General features: G+C 70.9%; 15 protein-coding genes. 11 read left to right on the top strand and 4 right to left on the bottom strand.

Going from position 1 to position 15,903, the window contains the following annotated elements:
• Positions 1-46: 46 nt before the first annotated feature.
• Positions 47-850, top strand: a complete 804-nt coding sequence (locus ACQ860_RS19590) for an EAL domain-containing protein (RefSeq protein ID WP_431305013.1) — start codon at positions 47-49, stop codon at positions 848-850.
• A gap of 11 nt (positions 851-861) precedes the next feature.
• On the opposite strand, the gene ACQ860_RS19585 is transcribed toward ACQ860_RS19590, so the two are convergent.
• On the bottom strand, positions 862-1,818 hold the full coding sequence (locus tag ACQ860_RS19585; protein WP_431305012.1) for a hydroxymethylglutaryl-CoA lyase: 957 nt from the start codon (positions 1,816-1,818) through the stop codon (positions 862-864).
• Positions 1,819-1,821: 3 nt separating this feature from the next.
• Complete coding sequence (locus ACQ860_RS19580) at positions 1,822-2,289, bottom strand: DUF3237 domain-containing protein (protein ID WP_431305011.1); 468 nt, start codon at positions 2,287-2,289, stop codon at positions 1,822-1,824.
• A gap of 125 nt (positions 2,290-2,414) precedes the next feature.
• Here ACQ860_RS19580 and ACQ860_RS19575 point away from each other — a divergent pair, with 125 nt between their 5' ends.
• The 4 genes from ACQ860_RS19575 (at position 2,415) to ACQ860_RS19560 (ending at position 8,206) form a co-directional block, all read left to right on the top strand.
• Positions 2,415-3,023, top strand: coding sequence for a TetR/AcrR family transcriptional regulator (locus ACQ860_RS19575; RefSeq protein ID WP_431305010.1), 609 nt, complete (start codon positions 2,415-2,417; stop codon positions 3,021-3,023).
• 64 nt (positions 3,024-3,087) lie between these two features.
• Positions 3,088-4,164, top strand: coding sequence for an efflux RND transporter periplasmic adaptor subunit (locus ACQ860_RS19570; protein ID WP_431305009.1), 1,077 nt, complete (start codon positions 3,088-3,090; stop codon positions 4,162-4,164).
• On the top strand, positions 4,161-7,259 hold the full coding sequence (locus ACQ860_RS19565; protein ID WP_431305008.1) for an efflux RND transporter permease subunit: 3,099 nt from the start codon (positions 4,161-4,163) through the stop codon (positions 7,257-7,259). The genes ACQ860_RS19570 and ACQ860_RS19565 overlap by 4 nt, the downstream gene beginning before the upstream one ends.
• Positions 7,260-7,351: 92 nt before the next feature.
• A complete protein-coding gene (locus tag ACQ860_RS19560) occupies positions 7,352-8,206 on the top strand; it encodes a TauD/TfdA dioxygenase family protein (protein ID WP_431305007.1) in 855 nt (284 codons plus the stop codon).
• Positions 8,207-8,341: 135 nt separating this feature from the next.
• Here the strand turns inward: ACQ860_RS19560 and ACQ860_RS19555 are convergent, their stop codons facing one another.
• Complete coding sequence (locus tag ACQ860_RS19555) at positions 8,342-9,022, bottom strand: RMD1 family protein (protein ID WP_431305006.1); 681 nt, start codon at positions 9,020-9,022, stop codon at positions 8,342-8,344.
• 95 nt (positions 9,023-9,117) lie between these two features.
• Positions 9,118-9,534, bottom strand: coding sequence for a rhodanese-like domain-containing protein (locus tag ACQ860_RS19550; protein ID WP_431305005.1), 417 nt, complete (start codon positions 9,532-9,534; stop codon positions 9,118-9,120).
• A gap of 117 nt (positions 9,535-9,651) precedes the next feature.
• On the opposite strand from ACQ860_RS19550, the gene ACQ860_RS19545 reads away from it, so the two are divergent.
• From ACQ860_RS19545 to ACQ860_RS19520, 6 genes are all read left to right on the top strand, one after another.
• Positions 9,652-10,683, top strand: a complete 1,032-nt coding sequence (locus tag ACQ860_RS19545; protein ID WP_431305004.1) for an ABC transporter substrate-binding protein — start codon at positions 9,652-9,654, stop codon at positions 10,681-10,683.
• A 142-nt stretch (positions 10,684-10,825) separates the two neighbouring features.
• Positions 10,826-11,626, top strand: coding sequence for an ABC transporter ATP-binding protein (locus ACQ860_RS19540; protein ID WP_431305003.1), 801 nt, complete (start codon positions 10,826-10,828; stop codon positions 11,624-11,626).
• The gene (locus tag ACQ860_RS19535; RefSeq protein WP_431305002.1) at positions 11,626-12,459 is read left to right on the top strand and encodes an ABC transporter permease; all 834 of its coding nucleotides are present in this window, start codon (positions 11,626-11,628) and stop codon (positions 12,457-12,459) included. The genes ACQ860_RS19540 and ACQ860_RS19535 overlap by 1 nt, the downstream gene beginning before the upstream one ends.
• A 30-nt stretch (positions 12,460-12,489) precedes the next feature.
• The gene (locus ACQ860_RS19530; RefSeq protein WP_431305001.1) at positions 12,490-13,200 is read left to right on the top strand and encodes a maleate cis-trans isomerase family protein; all 711 of its coding nucleotides are present in this window, start codon (positions 12,490-12,492) and stop codon (positions 13,198-13,200) included.
• A gap of 66 nt (positions 13,201-13,266) precedes the next feature.
• On the top strand, positions 13,267-13,746 hold the full coding sequence (locus ACQ860_RS19525) for a hypothetical protein (protein ID WP_431305000.1): 480 nt from the start codon (positions 13,267-13,269) through the stop codon (positions 13,744-13,746).
• Positions 13,747-13,787: 41 nt separating this feature from the next.
• Positions 13,788-15,890, top strand: a complete 2,103-nt coding sequence (locus tag ACQ860_RS19520; RefSeq protein ID WP_431304999.1) for a TonB-dependent receptor — start codon at positions 13,788-13,790, stop codon at positions 15,888-15,890.
• The last annotated feature ends 13 nt before the right edge of the window (positions 15,891-15,903 follow it).

Below are 15,903 nucleotides of genomic sequence, written 5' to 3'. Positions count from 1 at the left end.
AACATTCCAGGCGTAGCGTTGTCGCTCCGCAAGGCCGGAGAGTGACGTGACGACCCAGACGAGCTGCCGGGGATGCCGCGACGGCGCCGGCTTCCCGCACGCCATCACCATGGCGTTCCAGCCCATCCTGAACATCCGCACCGGCGAGGTCTTCGCGCAGGAGGCGCTGGTGCGTGGCGCGGATGGCGCGGGCGCGGGGGAGGTGCTTTCCCTCGTCACGGAGGAGAACCGCTACGCCTTCGACCAGCTCTGCCGCACCACGGCGATCGAGCTGGCGGCGGGGCTCGGCCTGGCGGAAAGCGGGGCCGCGCTCTCGCTCAATTTCCTGCCCAATGCGGTGTATGAGCCCAAGGCCTGCATCCGCCTGACGCTCGCCACCGGCATGCGGCACGGCCTGCCGCTCGACCGCATCATCTTCGAATTCACCGAATCAGAGAGCGTGGACACGGCGCATCTGCTGAACATCCTGCGCGCCTACAAGGCGATGGGGTTCAGGACCGCGATCGATGATTTCGGCGCGGGCTATGCAGGGCTCAGCCTGCTGGCGAGTTTCCAGCCGGACATCGTCAAGCTCGACATGGCGCTGGTGCGCGGCCTCGATGAGGATCGCGCGCGCCGCGTCATCCTGGCGGGCACGCTGCGCATCCTGGCCGAGCTGGAGATCACCGCGATCTGCGAGGGCGTGGAGACGGCGGGCGAATATGCCGTGCTGCGGGACATGGGGGTGGAGCTGATGCAGGGCTACCTGATCGGCCGGCCGGCGCTGCGGGCGCTGACCCTCCCGGCCTGCCCCGCGCCGCCGCCGCCCGGCTGGGGGCGGGGCGGGATGCGCGTGGCGGCGCGCGCCTGACGCGCTGACCCTCAGGCCGCGCGGCGGAAGGCGGCCAGGCCGCCGCTGCGGAGCAGGTTGGAGGGCAGGCGGTGGCCCACGATGCGCTCGGCCAGCTTCGCGGCCTCGATCAGCGCGTCGAGATCAATCCCCGTGGCGATGCCCATTTCCTCGCAGAGGAAGACCAGCTCCTCCGTCGCGATATTGCCCGGCGCGCCCGGATGGCCGGCGAAGGGGCAGCCGCCCAGGCCCGCCACGGCCGCGTCGAAGGCCGCCACACCCAGGCGAAGGCCGGCCGCGGCACAGGCGATGCCGAGGCCGCGCGTGTCATGCAGGTGCAGCGAGAGCTTGGGGCCCGGAAACCTCTCCCGCACGGCGGCCACCAGGCGCTCGACCAGCAGCGGATTGGCCCAGCCCATGCTGTCGGCCAGCGAGATCTTTTGGATGTCGCAGCCGGTCTCCTCGGCGATCCGCATGGCGTCGGTCAGTGCCGCCATGGCCTGGGCGGTGGAGACGGCGCCGGAAAAATTGCAGCCGAAGGCGGCCTGGAGCGAGACGCGCGTGATGGGCACGCCGGCCGCCTGGTGCTCGGCCACGTGCCGGCGCTGGGCCAGCAGCTGCTCGGCATGGCTGCGGTTGAGGTTGCGCTTCGTGAAGGCCTCGGAGCCGGTGACGGTGATGGAGCCCTCGATCGTCAGCCGGTCGGCGAAGGACTGGACGCGCGCCAGACCCTTCGCGTTGAACCAGAGCGCGGTGTAGGCGACGCCCGCGCGAGGGGTGAAGCCGGCGACGACCTGTTCCGCATCGGCCCAGCCCGGGACGATCTTGGGGCTCACGAAGCTCGCGACCTGCAACCGCGTGACACCGGTGGCCGAGAGCGCGTCGATCAGCGCGATCTTGTCGGCCGTGGCGATCGGGCCGGGTTCGATCTGGAAGCCCTCGCGCGGGCCTTCCTCGGTGATCTCCACGCGCGCGGGCAGGTCGCTCATCGGTCAGCGCACCGCGTAGACGTCGTAGCGCGGGCCGGAGGGCGGGCGCTGGCCGGTGCCGACGGCCAGCGTGCGGTTCATCCAGGCGAGGTCGGCGGCACCCGTCTGGAAGCGCATGGTGGTGCGGAAGTAGTACTCGGCGGGGTCCACCGCCTCGCCGGCGGCGAGGCGCGCCAGCACCTCGGGCTTGCCGGTGCGGATGCCGGAATACTGCACATAGACCAGGCTGCCGGAGGCCGCCTTGATGGTGAGGCGGACGTCGATATGGGCGGTGCCGTCGGCCTCGACGCGCAGCCAGTCGGCCGCGGTGCCGCCCAGGATCTCGCCCTGGAGCGCCGGGCCGGTGACGGTGCCGCCGGTGACGGCGACGACGCGCAGGTCATGCCCGTCCGGGCCCTTGCCCACCATCTGGGGCGCGCCCACGGTGAGGTCCATCGAGAAGAGATATTCGGTGACGAGCGGCAGCGGCATGGGGCTTCCTCCTGGGGTTTGGGGCAGCATGCCCGGACCGGACCGTTCCGCAAGAGGCTTGCGGCGCGCGGGGTGGTGGCCCAATTTCATCTGAAGCTTTTTCTCATTTCTCTCAGGGACCGACCATGAACGCCATGGACCCGCAAAGCGCGACGCGCGCGCGCATCGCCGATGCGGCCGAGGCGCTGTTCCGCCAGATCGGCTACCAGAAGACCTCGGTGGCGGACATCGCCAAGGCCTGCGCCATGTCGCCGGCCAATGTCTATCGCTTCTTCCCCTCGAAAAGCGCGATCAACGAGGCGATCACGCAGCGGCTGCTGAACACGATCGGCAATGAGCTGGAGGCGATCGCGGCGGGCAAGGGCGGCGCGGGCGAGCGGCTGCGGGCCACGGCCGCGCATCTCTACCGCCGCGATGTCGAGCTCTTCTTCGCCGAGAAGCGCATGCACGACATGGTGGGTGCGGCCATGACCGAGCATTGGGGCGTGATCGAGGGCTTCATCGCCCGTGTTCTCGCCATCTGGGAGGGGCTGCTGCGCGAGGGGATGGCGGCGGGCGAGTTCCGCTCCCTCGACCCCACGGGGATCGCGATGACCTTCAAGCAGTGCCTGCTGCTCTGGACTCACCCGATCCTGCTGGCGGATTGCCTGGGCCGTGGCCAGACGCCGGAGGAGCTGGGCACGCAGCAGCAGGCGGCGCTGGACCTGATGCTGGCGGGGATTGCCAAAAACTGATCTCTGATGATTATTGATTTTCGTCAGTGAATAGTCATTATGGCTCCGATCACGGAGCCCTGCCATGCGTCCCTCGCCCCTCCTCCTGCTGCTGCTGACCGCCTGCCTGCCCGAGGCGAAGACCGCCGCACCCCCGCCCGAAGACGCCCCCCGCCCCGTCCAGGTCGCGGAAATCCGCCATCTCCCGGCCGATGCCGGCCCGAGCTTCACCGGCGTGGTGCGCGCCCGCCGCGAGGCGGATGTGGCGCTGCGCGCCGGCGGGCGGATCGCCGAGCGGCTGGTGGATCTGGGTGCCGAGGTCAGCGCCGGGCAGGTGCTGTTCCGGCTCGACCCGCGCGACCTGGAACTGGCCCTGCGCGCGGCCGAGGCCGATGTGCTCTCGGCCGAGGCCACCGCCGCCCAGGCGGTGAATGACGCCGCACGCTCGCGCGCGCTGGTCGCGGCCGGTCATGTCGCCGCCGCCTTCCATGAGCAGCGCGAGGCGACGGCGCGGGCAGCGACGCAGCGTCTCGCCGCCGCCCGGGCCCAGCGGGATCTGGCGCGCAACCGCCTGGATTACGCCGAACTCCGCGCGCCGGCTGCGGGCCGCGTCACCGCCATCCTGGCCGAATCCGGACAGGTGGTGGCGGAAGGCGCGCCCGTGCTGCGCCTGGCCGACCCCTCGGAGCGCGAGGTGCTGGTGCAACTGCCCGAGACCGCGATCGGCGCGATGGAGGCCACGGCCCGCTTCTGGGCGCGGCCCGAGGTGGCGCTGCCCGTGCGCCTGCGCGAGGTGGCGGCCCAGGCCGACCCCAACATGCGCACCTATGCCGCGCGCTTCGCGATCCCCGATGCGCCGGACTGGGCGCGGCTCGGCATGACGGCGACCATCCGGATCGCGGCCGAGGCGGCCGCACCCAGTGCCCGCATCCCGCTCTCGGCGCTGCATGATCGCGGCCAGGGGCCGATGGTCTGGCGGCTCTCGGCCGGGGGCGCGGTCGAGGCGGCGCCGGTCACGGTGCTGGGCCTGTCGGAAAGCATGGCCACCATCCGCACGGGCCTGCCCGAGGGCACGCGCATCGTGGCGATGGGCGCGCAGCTGCTCGACCCGGACAGCCGCGTGCGGCCGGTGGAGCAGCGCCTGGCGGGGGCGATGCGATGATGGGCCGCTTCAACCCCTCCGAGGGGGCGATCCGCCAGGGGCAGCTTACCCTCTTCGCCATGATCCTGCTGCTGCTGGCCGGCGCCTGGGGGTGGGGAAAGCTCGGCCGTGCCGAGGACCCGGCCTTCACCGTGAAGGTGATGATCGTCTCCGCCGCCTGGCCCGGCGCCACGGCGGAGGAGATGCAGAACCAGGTGGCGGACCGCATCGAGGCGAAGCTCTCCGAACTGCCCTGGCTCGATGTCCTGCAGACCTTCTCGCGCCCCGGCGTCTCCACCATCACGGTCACGCTACGCGACGACACGCCGCCCGCCGCCGTGGCCGGGCTCTGGTACCAGGTGCGCAAGCGCGTGGGCGACATGCGGCAGACCCTGCCCGCCGGCGTGCAGGGACCCTTCTTCGACGACGAATATTCGGACGTGTTCTCCGCCGTGCTCGCGCTGCGCGGCGCGGACAATGCCGAGCTGGTGCGCCAGGCCGAACGCCTGCGTGACCGGCTGCGCCGCCTGCCGGGCATCGAGAAGGTGACGCTCTTCGGCGAGCAGCCGCAGCGCATCCAGGTCGAGATCAGCCATGCGCGGCTGGCGACACTCGGCATCACCCCGCAATCGGTGCTGGACGCACTCGCCCGGCACAATCCGGTGACACCCGCCGGTACCGTGGAGACGGGCAGCACGCGGGTGAATCTCCGCCTGCCCGAGGGGCTGGACGGGGTGGACAGCATCGCGGCGCTGCCGCTGGCGGCCGAGGGGCGCACCATCCGGCTGGGCGATGTGGCGCGCATCACGCGCGGCCTCGCGGACCCGCCGGAGCGCGCGATCCGGCATCTGGGCGAACCGGCCGTGCTGATCGGCCTCACCAAGCAGCCGGGGCAGGATGTGCTGCGCGTCGGCGCCACGCTGCGGGCGGAGCTCACGCGCATCCGCGGCGAATTGCCGCTGGGCCTCAGCCTCGATGCCGTGGCGGACCAGCCGCATATCGTGCGCGAGAGCGTGGACGAGTTCCTCGTGAAGCTGGCCGCCGCGCTGGGGGTGGTGCTGCTCGTCTCCTTCCTCTCGCTGGGCTTTCGCGCGGGCGTCATCGTCGCACTCGCCGTGCCGCTCACGCTCAGCTTCGTCTTTCTCTTCATGGTCTGGCGCGGCACGGAGCTGGAGCGCATCTCGCTCGGCGCGCTGATCCTGGCCTTGGGCCTGCTGGTGGATGACGCGATCATCGCGATCGAGGCCATGGCGGTGAAGCTGGAGCAGGGCTGGGAGCGCACGCGCGCCGCGGGCTTCGCCTGGACCAGCACGGCGGGGCCGATGCTGACGGGCACGCTCGTCACGGTGGCCGGCTTCATCCCGGTGGGCTTCGCCGCCTCCACCTCGGGCGAATATGCGGGCGGGATCTTCTGGGTGGTGGGGGCTGCGCTGGTGGCGAGCTGGCTCGTCGCCGTCACCTTCACGCCCTGGCTGGGGGCGAAGCTGCTCAAGGCCGCGCCGCACAACCCCGCGCATGACGCGCATGACACGCGCGGCTACCGCGCGCTGCGCCGCGGCGTGGAGTGGTGCGTGGATCATCGCGTGACACTGCTGGTGGTGATGCTGGCGGGGCTCGCCGCCGGCATGGTGGGGATGGCGAAGACCAAGAAGCAGTTCTTCCCGGCCTCACAGCGCCTCGAATTGCTGGTGGACATCAACCTCCGCCAGGGGGCGAGCTTCGCGGCCACGGATGAGGTGGCGAAGCGCATCGAGGCGGTGCTGCGCGATGATTTCGACGTGGCGCATTTCACCACCTATCTCGGCGCGGGCGCGCCGCGCTTCTTCCTCGCGCTGAACCCCGACCTGCCGAACGAGGCCTTCGCCAAGATCGTCATCGAAAGCCGCGACGTGCCGGCGCGCGAGGCGCTGCGCGAGCGGCTGATCGCCATGGAGGAAGCGGGCGCCTTCCCCGAGGCGCGCGTGCGCGTCTCGCGCCTGGATTTCGGCCCGCCCGTGCCATTCCCCGTGCAGTTCCGCCTGGTCGGCCCCGATCCGATGGAGCTGCGGCGGCTGGCCGACCAGGCGGTGCCGCTGCTGCGCGGCGTCGCCGGCACGCGCAATGTGCAGACGGACTGGAGCGAACTGGCACCCGCGCTGCGCCTGGAGTTGGACCGCGAGCGCATCGCGCAGATCGGGCTCTCGCCCCAGGCGGTCGCGACCTCGATGGGCACGCTGCTCTCGGGCGTCACCGCCACCACCATCCGCGAGGGCACGCGCGGCGTGGAGGTGCGGCTGCGCGCCGTGCCGGAGGAGCGCGCGGCACTCGACCGGCTGGGCGATCTCTCGCTCGCGACACCGGGCGGGCCGGTGCCGCTCAGCCAGGTCGCCCGCCTGGTGCCGGTGATGGAGGAGCCCATCCTCTGGCGCCGCAACCGGGAGCCGTTCATCACGGTCCGCTCCGACATCCAGCCCGGCTTGCAGGCGCCGGATGTGACGGCGGCCGCCATGCCGGTGCTGGCGCCCTTCATCGCGGGGTTGCCGCCGGGCTACCGGCTGGAGGTGGGCGGGGCGACGGAGCAATCGGGCAAGGCGAATGCGAGCCTGTTTGCGCTGTTTCCCGTCATGGTCGCGGTGATGATGGCGCTGCTCATGCTGCAATTGCGGCATCTCGGCCGGATGGCGCTGGTGATGGCCACGGCACCCCTCGGCATTCCGGGGGCGGCGGCGGCGCTGCTGCTGATGGATGCGCCCTTCGGCTTCGTGGCACTTCTGGGCGTCATCGCGCTGGCGGGGATGATCATGCGCAACACGCTCATCCTGGTGGACCAGGTGCAGCAGGATCTGGAAGCGGGGATCGAGCTGCGCGAGGCGATCATCGGCAGCACGGTGCGCCGCGCGCGGCCGGTGATCCTGACGGCGCTGGCCGCCATCCTCGCCTTCATCCCGCTCACGCAATCGGTCTTCTGGGGGCCGATGGCGATCGCGATGATCGGCGGCCTGAGCGTGGCCACGCTGGCCACGCTGCTGCTGGTGCCGGCGCTGCATGCCCTCGCCCTGCCCTGGCGGAAGCCGCGCGCGGCGACGCCCGCGCCGCTCAGGCCGGAAGCCATCCAGGGGCCGGTGCCGGCGGAATGAGCGCCGCGGGCCTCCTTGCGCCGGGCGGCCGGTGGCCCATACTGCCGGGAAACGCCCGTCATCCGGCCCGCCGCCACGCTCCGGAGTTGAACATGATCCCCTCGATCGCCATCCGCCCGCTGGAGGCGAGCTTCGGCGCGGAATTGTCCGGCCTTCGCATCGCCGGCGACGTGCCGGAGGCGGATTTCCAGGCCTTCCTCGACGCCTTCCACCGCCACCATGTGCTGCTGATCCGCGACGTGCCGAACGACCCGGCGGCGCAGGTGGCCTTCAGCCGGCGCATGGGGCCGCTGGAGCATCACGCCGCCGCTTCCGCCGTGCATCCGCGCTACCCGGAGGTGTTCTGCGTCGGCAATTACGCCGCCGATGGCATCACGGCCAATTTCGCGCGCGGCGTGGAGCAATGGCACGCCGACAGCAGCTTCCGCGAAGTGCCGAGTGCGGCCTCGCTCTTCTACGGCGCGATCTGCCCGCCCGAGGGCGGCGAGACCTGGTTCCTCGACGCCGTCGCCGCACATGAGACCCTGCCCGATGCCACGAAGGCGCGGATCGCGGGGCTGAGGGGCGTGCATTGCCTCTACACGCTCTCCGAATGGAACCGCCGCCACACGCCGGGCCGCCCGCCGATGGAGGAGGCCAGGCGCCGCGCCTTCCCGCCCGTGGCGCATCCGCTGGTCCGCACCCATCCGGTGAGCGGCGTGCGTTCGCTGTTCCTCTGCCCGGCCGTGACCAGCCACATCGAGGGGATGGGCGTGGAAGAGAGCGCCGCGCTGATCGAGGAACTGATGGCGCATGCGACGCAGGAGCGCTTCGTCTATCGCCACCGCTGGCGCGCGGGCGACCTCGTCATCTGGGACAATCGCTGCACGCTGCACACGGCGAGCCTCTTCGACCATGAGCGCTACCAGCGGCTGATGTTCCGCACGACGGTGGCGGGCACGGCCTGAGCGGCCGGCGGCATGCGGCGTGAAACCGGCGCGCCCCAGAGCGTGCGGCGTTCACATGCGTTCACTTCGCTCGCTCCAGGTTTTGCCGAGAGGATGATCCGGCGTTTCGGCGATTCCGCCTCAACGCATCATGCTCTACCGGGCCAGCAGCCCGTAGAGCGTCGCCGCCACCTCGATGAAGATGAAGCTGGCGACGGCCAGTTCCAGCAGCAGCGAACGCTGGCCCTGGATGACGGAGAGCAGCGTCTGCATGATCTCGCCCACCATGACGAGCTTGCGCTCCAGCGCGGCGCAGCGCTCGGGCAGTTCGAACTCGTCGCTGAGGCGCTGATGCAGGCGCTCCAGCTCCGGGTGTTCCCAGAGCTGGTCGGGCTTGTCGGCGGCCTGGATGCGGGCATTCGCGCGGCCGCGCGCGGAGAGCGCGGCACCGATCGCGCGCATCAGCCCGCGTGAGAGGAAGCCGAGGCGCCCCCGCTCGCGCAGCCGCGCCACCACCGGCTCCATGCCGTCCAGCGTGCGGTCCAGCGCCATTTCCTGATGGCTGAGGGCGGCGCTCTTCGCCAGGGCATCGGCCAGCAGGCCGAGGCGCGGCAGGCCGAGATCCATGAGGCGGATCTCGCCCGTCTCGCTCACCTCGTCGCGCTCGGCGCCGCCCGAGACCTGGGCGGTCTCGATCAGCGGCTGGGCGAGGGGCGCCGTGATGCGGCCCGAAAGCCGGGCCACCAGCGCGGCGCGCTCCGCCTCGCCGGCACCGAAGGTGACGAGCGCGCCCCAGCGGAAGGCGAAGGCCGGATGCGCGCCACCGGTCAGGATCACCGGCTCCGCGCCGCCGCCCGCGCCGCGGGAGAGGCCGCGCAGGTCCAGGCGCTCGCCCAGCAGCAGGGCGGTGGCGGTGAGGGGCGGGGTTGGCGTCAGCGCTGCCGCCAGGGCAGCTTGTCGGCCTTCCAGCCGGCGACGGTGCCGCGATGGCCCTCATGGTCCACCGGGCCTTCGAAGCCATCGGCCACGTTATAGGCGTGCGGGAAGCCGCCATGCTGGGCCGCCTGGCCGGCGGCGAGGCTGCGCGCGCCGGAGCGGCAGATGTAGAAGACGTGGCTCTCGGCGGTCACGCCCGCCTTGCGGAGATGCTCCACGAAATGGCCGTTCACCTGCATCCCCGGGAAGACCTGCCAGGGGATCAGCACCACCTGCTTGCCCAGGGCCGAGAGGTCCGGCACGCCCACGAAATTCCATTCCGCATCGGTCCGCACATCCACCAGCAGCGCGTTGGGGTCCTTTTCCAGCGCGGCCCAGGTGTCGGTGGGCGAGATGTCGGGCACTCCGGTCATGGTGTTCTCCTCATGGTTGTCCTCACAATGGGGAGTTGCGCGCGCCGCAGCAATGAGGGGGATGCGAGGTCGCGGGGCTCCTGCTAGAGGGGCGCCTCGCCTTCAGGGGAAAACGCCATGACGCCGCGCCGCCATCTGCTCCTCGCCACCGGAACCGCCGCCCTCGCCGCCCCCTTGGCCGCGCCCTCCGTGCTGCGCGCCCAGGCGCCGACCCGCCTGCGCCTGACGCTCGACTGGGCCTTCCAGTCGCCCAACGCCTTCGCCCTGGTGGCCCGCGAGCGCGGCTATTTCCGCGAGGCGGGCATTGATGCGCAGATCGATCGCGGCCAGGGCTCGGGCGGTGTGCCGCCGGCGCTGGCGGCGGGCAGCCATGACATGGGCTATGCCGACATCAACCCCGCCATCCGCTTCCTCGCGCAGAATCCCGACAGCGGGCTGATCTGCGTGGCGGTGCTGCATGACCGCGCGCCGCTCTGCGTCATCACCCGCGCCGATGGGCCGATCCGCACGCCGAAGGACCTGGAGGGACGGCGTCTGGCCGCGCCCGATTTCGATTCCGGCCGCCAGCTCTTCCCCGCCTTCGCCCGGGCCGCCGGGGTGGATGCCTCGCGCGTCACCTTCCTCTCGGTCGCGCCGGCGCTGCGCGAGCCCATGCTGGTGCGGCGCGAGGTGGAGGGCGTGACGGGTTTCGTCACCACCTCGGCCCTCGCGCTCAAGGGCATCGGCCTGCAGATCCCGCAGCAGCGGATCATGATGTATTACGACCACGGGCTGGACCTCTATGGGGGCGCGCTGCTCACCACCCGCGCCTTCGCCGAGCGGAACCCCCAGGTGCTGCGCGGCGCGGTCGCCGCCCTGATCCGCGGCTTCCGCGACACGCTGAGCAACCCCGCCGGGATGATCCAGGTGCTGCGCCAGGTGGAGCCGCTGACCGATGCGGCGCTCGAGATGGAGCGGCATCAGCTCAATGTCGAGCGCGTGATCATGACCGACAATGTCCGCGCCCATGGGCTTTCCGCCGTGGACATGGGCCGGATGCAGACGGGCATCGCGGCCGTGGAGGGCGCCTTCAACCTGACGCCGCGCCTCCAGGCGGCGCAGTTCTACGTCCCGGACTTCCTGCCGCCCGCGGAACAACGCCGCATCTGAATGCTTCCCGGGCGGTGGCGGGAGGCTGCCGCCCGATTCCGAGGCAGGCCGGGTGCGGCGGACGCATCGCCGCACATGCATGCGGTGGGAAGCGCCGCCCCGGGCTGCTAGCTGAACATGCCAGGACAGCCCGGAGGCCCGCATGACCCGCCCCTTCGTCGAGATCGATCGCGTCGCCATGCGCTATGGCGGGGTCGAGGGCACGCTCGCGCTCCAGGATTGCAGCCTGAACGTCGCGAAGGGCGAGTTCATCGCCGTCGTCGGCCCCTCGGGCTGCGGGAAATCCACGCTGATGCGCCTCGTCTCCGGCCTCTGGCCCGCGACCGACGGCAATGTGGTGGTGGCGGGCGAGGAGGTGGACCGGCCGCTCAGCCTCGTCGGCATGGCCTTCCAGAACCCGACGCTGCTGCCCTGGCGCACCATCCTCGACAATGTGATGCTGCCGCTGGAAGTGGTGCCCGAGCACCGCAAGCGCCTGCGCGCCGAGCGCGCGAAATACGAGCAGAAGGCGCTGGACCTGCTGAAGCTGGTTGGGCTGGAAGGCTTTGGCGCGAAATATCCCTACCAGCTCTCGGGCGGCATGCAGCAGCGCACCAGCCTCTGCCGCGCGCTGATCCATGAGCCGCCCCTGCTGATGCTGGACGAGCCGTTTTCGGCCCTCGACGTCTTCACGCGCGAGGATCTGTGGGACGTGCTGCAGCAGGTCTGGATGGCGCGCCGCCCCACCGTGGTGCTGGTGACGCATGACCTGCGGGAGGCGTGTTACCTCGCCGACCGCGTGCTGGTGATGTCCGCCCGCCCGGGGCGCATCATCGCCGAGCGCACCGTGCCCTTCGCGCGGCCGCGCACGCAGGAGACGATGGTGGAACCGGAATTCACGAAGCTGGTGGCCGAATTGCGCGGCTTCATCGCGCTGGCCCGCAAGGGCGAGGAGGTCACCTGATGGCGAGCAAGGCGCAATCCCGCATCGAGGCGCTGGCCGCCTCGGCCCGCCGCCGCCGCACCCTGCAGGCCTGGCTGCCCTGGCTGGTCATCGCCGGCACCTTCATCCTCTGGGAGCTGGCGACCGACCTGTTCGGCATCTCCACCTTCATCCTGCCGGCACCCTCCGACGTCTTCGCGGCGGCCGTGAAGTGGTGGAAGCCGCTGCTGGATGACAGCCTGCACACGCTGCTCTCCACGCTGGCGGGCTTCGGGCTCGCCGTGGTGGCGGGGCTGCTGCTGGGGGTGGCGATCGGCTCCTCCACCCTGGTCTACAAGGGGCTCTACCCGCTGCTGATCGCCTTCAACTCCATCCCCAAGGTGGCGGTGGTGCCGGTGCTGATCATCTGGTTCGGCATCGGCGTCTGGCCGGCCATCATCACGGCCTTCCTGATCAGCTTCTTCCCCATCGTGGTGAATGTGGCGACCGGCATCGCCACCGTGGAGCCCGAGTTGCGGGACGTGCTGCGCGCGCTGGGGGCCAAGCCGTCGGACATCATCCGCAAGGTGGGGCTGCCGCGGGCGATGCCCTATTTCTTCGCCTCGCTGAAGATCGCGATCACGGTCGCCTTCGTCGGCTCGATCATCGCGGAGAGTGTCGCGCCCAATGCGGGCATCGGGCGGCTGATGATGGTGGCCTCCTCGCGCTTCGACGTGCCCCTGGTGTTTGCCGGGCTGATCGTGACGGGGATGATGGGCATCATGCTCTACTGGATCGCGGAGTTCATCGAGCGGCGGACCACCGGCTGGGCGACGCGCGGGCAGGACGCGCAGAACTTCACGCCCGGTGGTTGAGACGGGGGGGCTAAACGGTTAACGGGGCGCATGCGCCTCGGATTCCTCACCCCCTCCTCCAACACCGTCCTCGAGCCGGCCATGGCCTGGCTGCTGCGGGACAGCCCCGGCATCACCGCGCATTTCGCGCGGTTCCGCGTGCTGGCCATCAATCTGGGCCAGGCGGCGAACCAGCAATTCGACCCCGGCCCGGTGCTGGCGGCGGCCGAGATGCTGGCCGATGCGAAGGTGGATTCCATCTGCTGGGCCGGCACCTCGGGCTCCTGGCTCGGCTTCGCGCAGGATGAGGCGCTCTGCGCCGCCATCACGGCCCGCACCGGCATCCCGGCGACGACGGCGACGCTGGCGCTCCGGGATGCGCTGCGTCTGGCGGGGATGACGCGCCTCGCGCTGGTGACCCCCTATCTCGCCGATGTGCAGGCGGCGATCCTGGCCAATCTGGCGCGGGAGGGCTTCACCGTGACGGCCGAGCGCCACCTGGAAGACCCCGGCAACTACAGCTTCGCGCTGCATGACTCGGCGAAGGTGGGGGCGCTGATGGAATCCGCCGTGGCCGAGGCGCCGACCCAGGCGGTGGCGATCCATTGCACGAATTTCCGCGGCCTGCCGGCGGCGCGGGAGATCGAGGATCGGCATGGCGTCATGGTTGTGGATTCGGTCGCCGCCTCGCTCTGGGGTGGCGTCCGCGCGGCGGGCGGGGCGCAACCGACACGCGAGGATCGGCTGTTTCGACTCGGATAACGTGAATAATCTCTTTTTTGGTTAAAAATTGGTTGCGGAATGCAGGCCCGGGTTGTATCCAGGGCCATGCTTTTCGCCCAGACCCCTCGCCTCGCCTGGTCCTTCGGTGCGCCGCAGGACCTCTCCTTTCTCTGGGCCACGCCGGAGCCCGCGCCCGTCCCGGCGACCCCGGCCTTCACGCCGCCCGCCTTGGCCATGCCCGGGCTGATCGCCCCCCTGCCCCCGGCAGGGCAGGAGGCCCTGCCGCCGTTGGCACCCGTCACCCTCGCGCCGCCGCCGGTCGAGCGTCCCGCCCTGCCAGAGCCGCCCGCCGCGCCGGAGCCGGCCCTCACGCTCCCCCTGCCCCCCGCCGACACGCTGGCGGCGCCGCCCCCCGCGCTGGAGCCGCCCATCACGCCCCCCGTCATCCCCCCCATCACACCCCCGGGCCCCAATCCCCTGGCGCCCGATCCGGCCGCCTGGCTGGACGCGCTCTGGGCCGCGCGGCCGGACCTGCCGGACATCCCCGCACCGCCGCCGCCACCCCCCTTGGCGTGGTTTATGTAATAACATAACGTTTCGGGCGACCACCAAAGTGAGCCCGCCCGATGCGCCCTGCCCTCCGCCTCTCCGCCGCCGCCCTCGGCGCCGCCCTCCCCCTGGGCGCCAGCCTTCTCCCCGCCCGCGCGGAGGAGCCACAGGAGGTGCCGGATACGGTGGTGCAGGCGCGGCGGCTGGATGCGGCGCGCAACACCATCTCCCCCACGCTCGGCGCCACCGTCTCGACGCTCGACCGCAACGCCATCGAGGGCCTGCCCCAGGGCGTGCAGGCGCCGATCAACGAATTGCTGCTCACCTTCCCCGGCGTGGTGCAGGACAGCTTCGGCGAGATCCACATCCGCGGCGAGCACCGCAACCTGCAATACCGCATCAATGGCGTGACCATCCCGGAGGGCATCCAGGGCTTCGGCGCCTTCCTGGATGCGCGGGGCGTGCGCTCCCTCTCGCTGCTGACCGGCTCGCTGCCCGCGCAATTCGGCTATCGCACGGGCGGCGTGGTGGATGTGAACCTCATCTCCGGCACCTCCAATCCGGGCGGCTGGGCCAGCGTCTATGGCGGCAGCTTCCGCACCTTCCAGCCCTCCATCGGCTATGCCGGCGTGTTCAATGGCTGGGACGTCTTCGCCATGGGGACGACGAAGCAGAGCCTGCAGGGGATCGAGCCGCCCACCGGCTCCTATGATTCCATCCACAACCGGACGAACCAATATCGCGGTCTGCTCTCCGTCTCACGGCCCGTGACCGATTCCACGCGCATCAGCGTCATCGGCGGCGCCTCGGCCAACCGCTTCCAGATGCCGAACAATCCGGGCCAGCCGCAGGAATATCCGGTGAACGGCCTCACGGATTTCAACAGCGCCCGGCTCAACGCGCATCAATGGGAGCGCAACCAGTTCGGCATCGTGGCGCTGCAGGGCAGCGAGGCCGCGCTGGACTGGCAGGTGGCGGGCTTCGCGCGCCGCTCCTCCACCAAATACATCCCCGATGTGCAGGGCGAGCTCGCCTTCAATGGCGTCGCCACCGGGCTGCAGCGCCTCTCCCAGGCGGCGGGGGTACAGGCCGATGCCTCCTACCGCCTCAATGCCGAGCACACGCTGCGCTTCGGCCTGATGACCATGGCCGAGCGCGTGCGCGCCTGGAACACGAGCTACGTCTTCCCCGTGGACGCGGATGGCGAGGTGTTCGACGCGGCCTTCCCCGTCATCAACAACAACAGCCGCACCTCCTGGCTCTACGGCATCTACCTCCAGGATGAGTGGCGCATCACCGACCGCTTCACGCTGAATTTCGGCCTGCGCGGCGACTATGCCGACCAGGCGGTCCAGGCGGGCCAGGTCTCGCCGCGCATCAACGCCGTCTGGCGGCCCTGGGACGGGACGACGCTGACGCTCGGCTATGCGCGCTACTTCACGCCGCCCGCGCAGGACCTGATCACGCCCTTCACCGTCAGCCAGTTCGCGGACACCACCGGCGCGCCGCCCGGCACATACGGCGCGACACCGCGGCCCGAGCGCAGCAACTACTTCTCGGCCGGCATCTCGCAGCGCGTGACACCGCAGCTCACGCTCGGCAGCAACGCCTGGTACAAGCAGGCGACCGACATGCTCGATCTCGGCCAGTTCGGCCGCGCGCTGGTCTTCACGCCCTTCAACTACGCGCGCGGGCAGAGCTACGGCATCGAGTTCACCGGGCAATGGACGACGGAGCGGCTGAGCGTCTTCGCCAACCTCACCCTCTCGCGCGCGGTCGGCACCAATATCCGCAGCAGCCAGTTCAACTTCGACCCGGAGGAGCTGAGCTACATCGCGGGCAAATATGTCCGCACCGACCATGACCAGCTCATCACCGCCTCGGCGGGTGCCAGCTATCGTCCGTGGGAGGGGGCGCGCGCCTCGGCCACGGCCTACTATGGCAATGGGCTCCGGCGCGGCTTCGCGAACAGCGAGAAGCAGCCGGCCTATGCCACGATGAATCTCGGCTTCGCGCAGGAATTCCGCGCCTTTGACGGCGGCGCCTGGACCGCGCGGGTGGACCTGATCAACGTGACGGACCAGGTGGTGCAGCTGCGCGACGGCTCGGGCATCGGGGTCGGCGCGCCGCAATTCCTGCCGCGGCGCGCCATCTATGCGGGGCTGTCGCGGGCCTTCTGAGGCGCGCCCCCTT

Origin of the sequence: Sediminicoccus sp. BL-A-41-H5 (assembly GCF_050632405.1) — a bacterium.
Taxonomy (GTDB): domain Bacteria; phylum Pseudomonadota; class Alphaproteobacteria; order Acetobacterales; family Acetobacteraceae; genus Roseococcus.
Note: the sequence above shows the minus strand (reverse complement) of the source record. Positions and strands in the feature narration are given on the sequence as shown.

What these genes read in the sequence shown, in the direction of transcription:
- ACQ860_RS19575 (WP_431305010.1), top strand. Translation starts at nt 2,415, where the DNA reads ATGAACGCCATGGACCCGCAAAGCGCGACGCGCGCGCGCATCGCCGAT.
- ACQ860_RS19535 (WP_431305002.1), top strand. Translation starts at nt 11,626, where the DNA reads ATGGCGAGCAAGGCGCAATCCCGCATCGAGGCGCTGGCCGCCTCGGCC.
- ACQ860_RS19545 (WP_431305004.1), top strand. Translation starts at nt 9,652, where the DNA reads ATGACGCCGCGCCGCCATCTGCTCCTCGCCACCGGAACCGCCGCCCTC.
- ACQ860_RS19520 (WP_431304999.1), top strand. Translation starts at nt 13,788, where the DNA reads ATGCGCCCTGCCCTCCGCCTCTCCGCCGCCGCCCTCGGCGCCGCCCTC.
- ACQ860_RS19525 (WP_431305000.1), top strand. Translation starts at nt 13,267, where the DNA reads ATGCTTTTCGCCCAGACCCCTCGCCTCGCCTGGTCCTTCGGTGCGCCG.
- ACQ860_RS19580 (WP_431305011.1), bottom strand. Translation starts at nt 2,289, where the DNA reads ATGCCGCTGCCGCTCGTCACCGAATATCTCTTCTCGATGGACCTCACC.
- ACQ860_RS19530 (WP_431305001.1), top strand. Translation starts at nt 12,490, where the DNA reads ATGCGCCTCGGATTCCTCACCCCCTCCTCCAACACCGTCCTCGAGCCG.
- ACQ860_RS19540 (WP_431305003.1), top strand. Translation starts at nt 10,826, where the DNA reads ATGACCCGCCCCTTCGTCGAGATCGATCGCGTCGCCATGCGCTATGGC.
- ACQ860_RS19560 (WP_431305007.1), top strand. Translation starts at nt 7,352, where the DNA reads ATGATCCCCTCGATCGCCATCCGCCCGCTGGAGGCGAGCTTCGGCGCG.
- ACQ860_RS19585 (WP_431305012.1), bottom strand. Translation starts at nt 1,818, where the DNA reads ATGAGCGACCTGCCCGCGCGCGTGGAGATCACCGAGGAAGGCCCGCGC.
- ACQ860_RS19565 (WP_431305008.1), top strand. Translation starts at nt 4,161, where the DNA reads ATGATGGGCCGCTTCAACCCCTCCGAGGGGGCGATCCGCCAGGGGCAG.
- ACQ860_RS19570 (WP_431305009.1), top strand. Translation starts at nt 3,088, where the DNA reads ATGCGTCCCTCGCCCCTCCTCCTGCTGCTGCTGACCGCCTGCCTGCCC.
- ACQ860_RS19550 (WP_431305005.1), bottom strand. Translation starts at nt 9,534, where the DNA reads ATGACCGGAGTGCCCGACATCTCGCCCACCGACACCTGGGCCGCGCTG.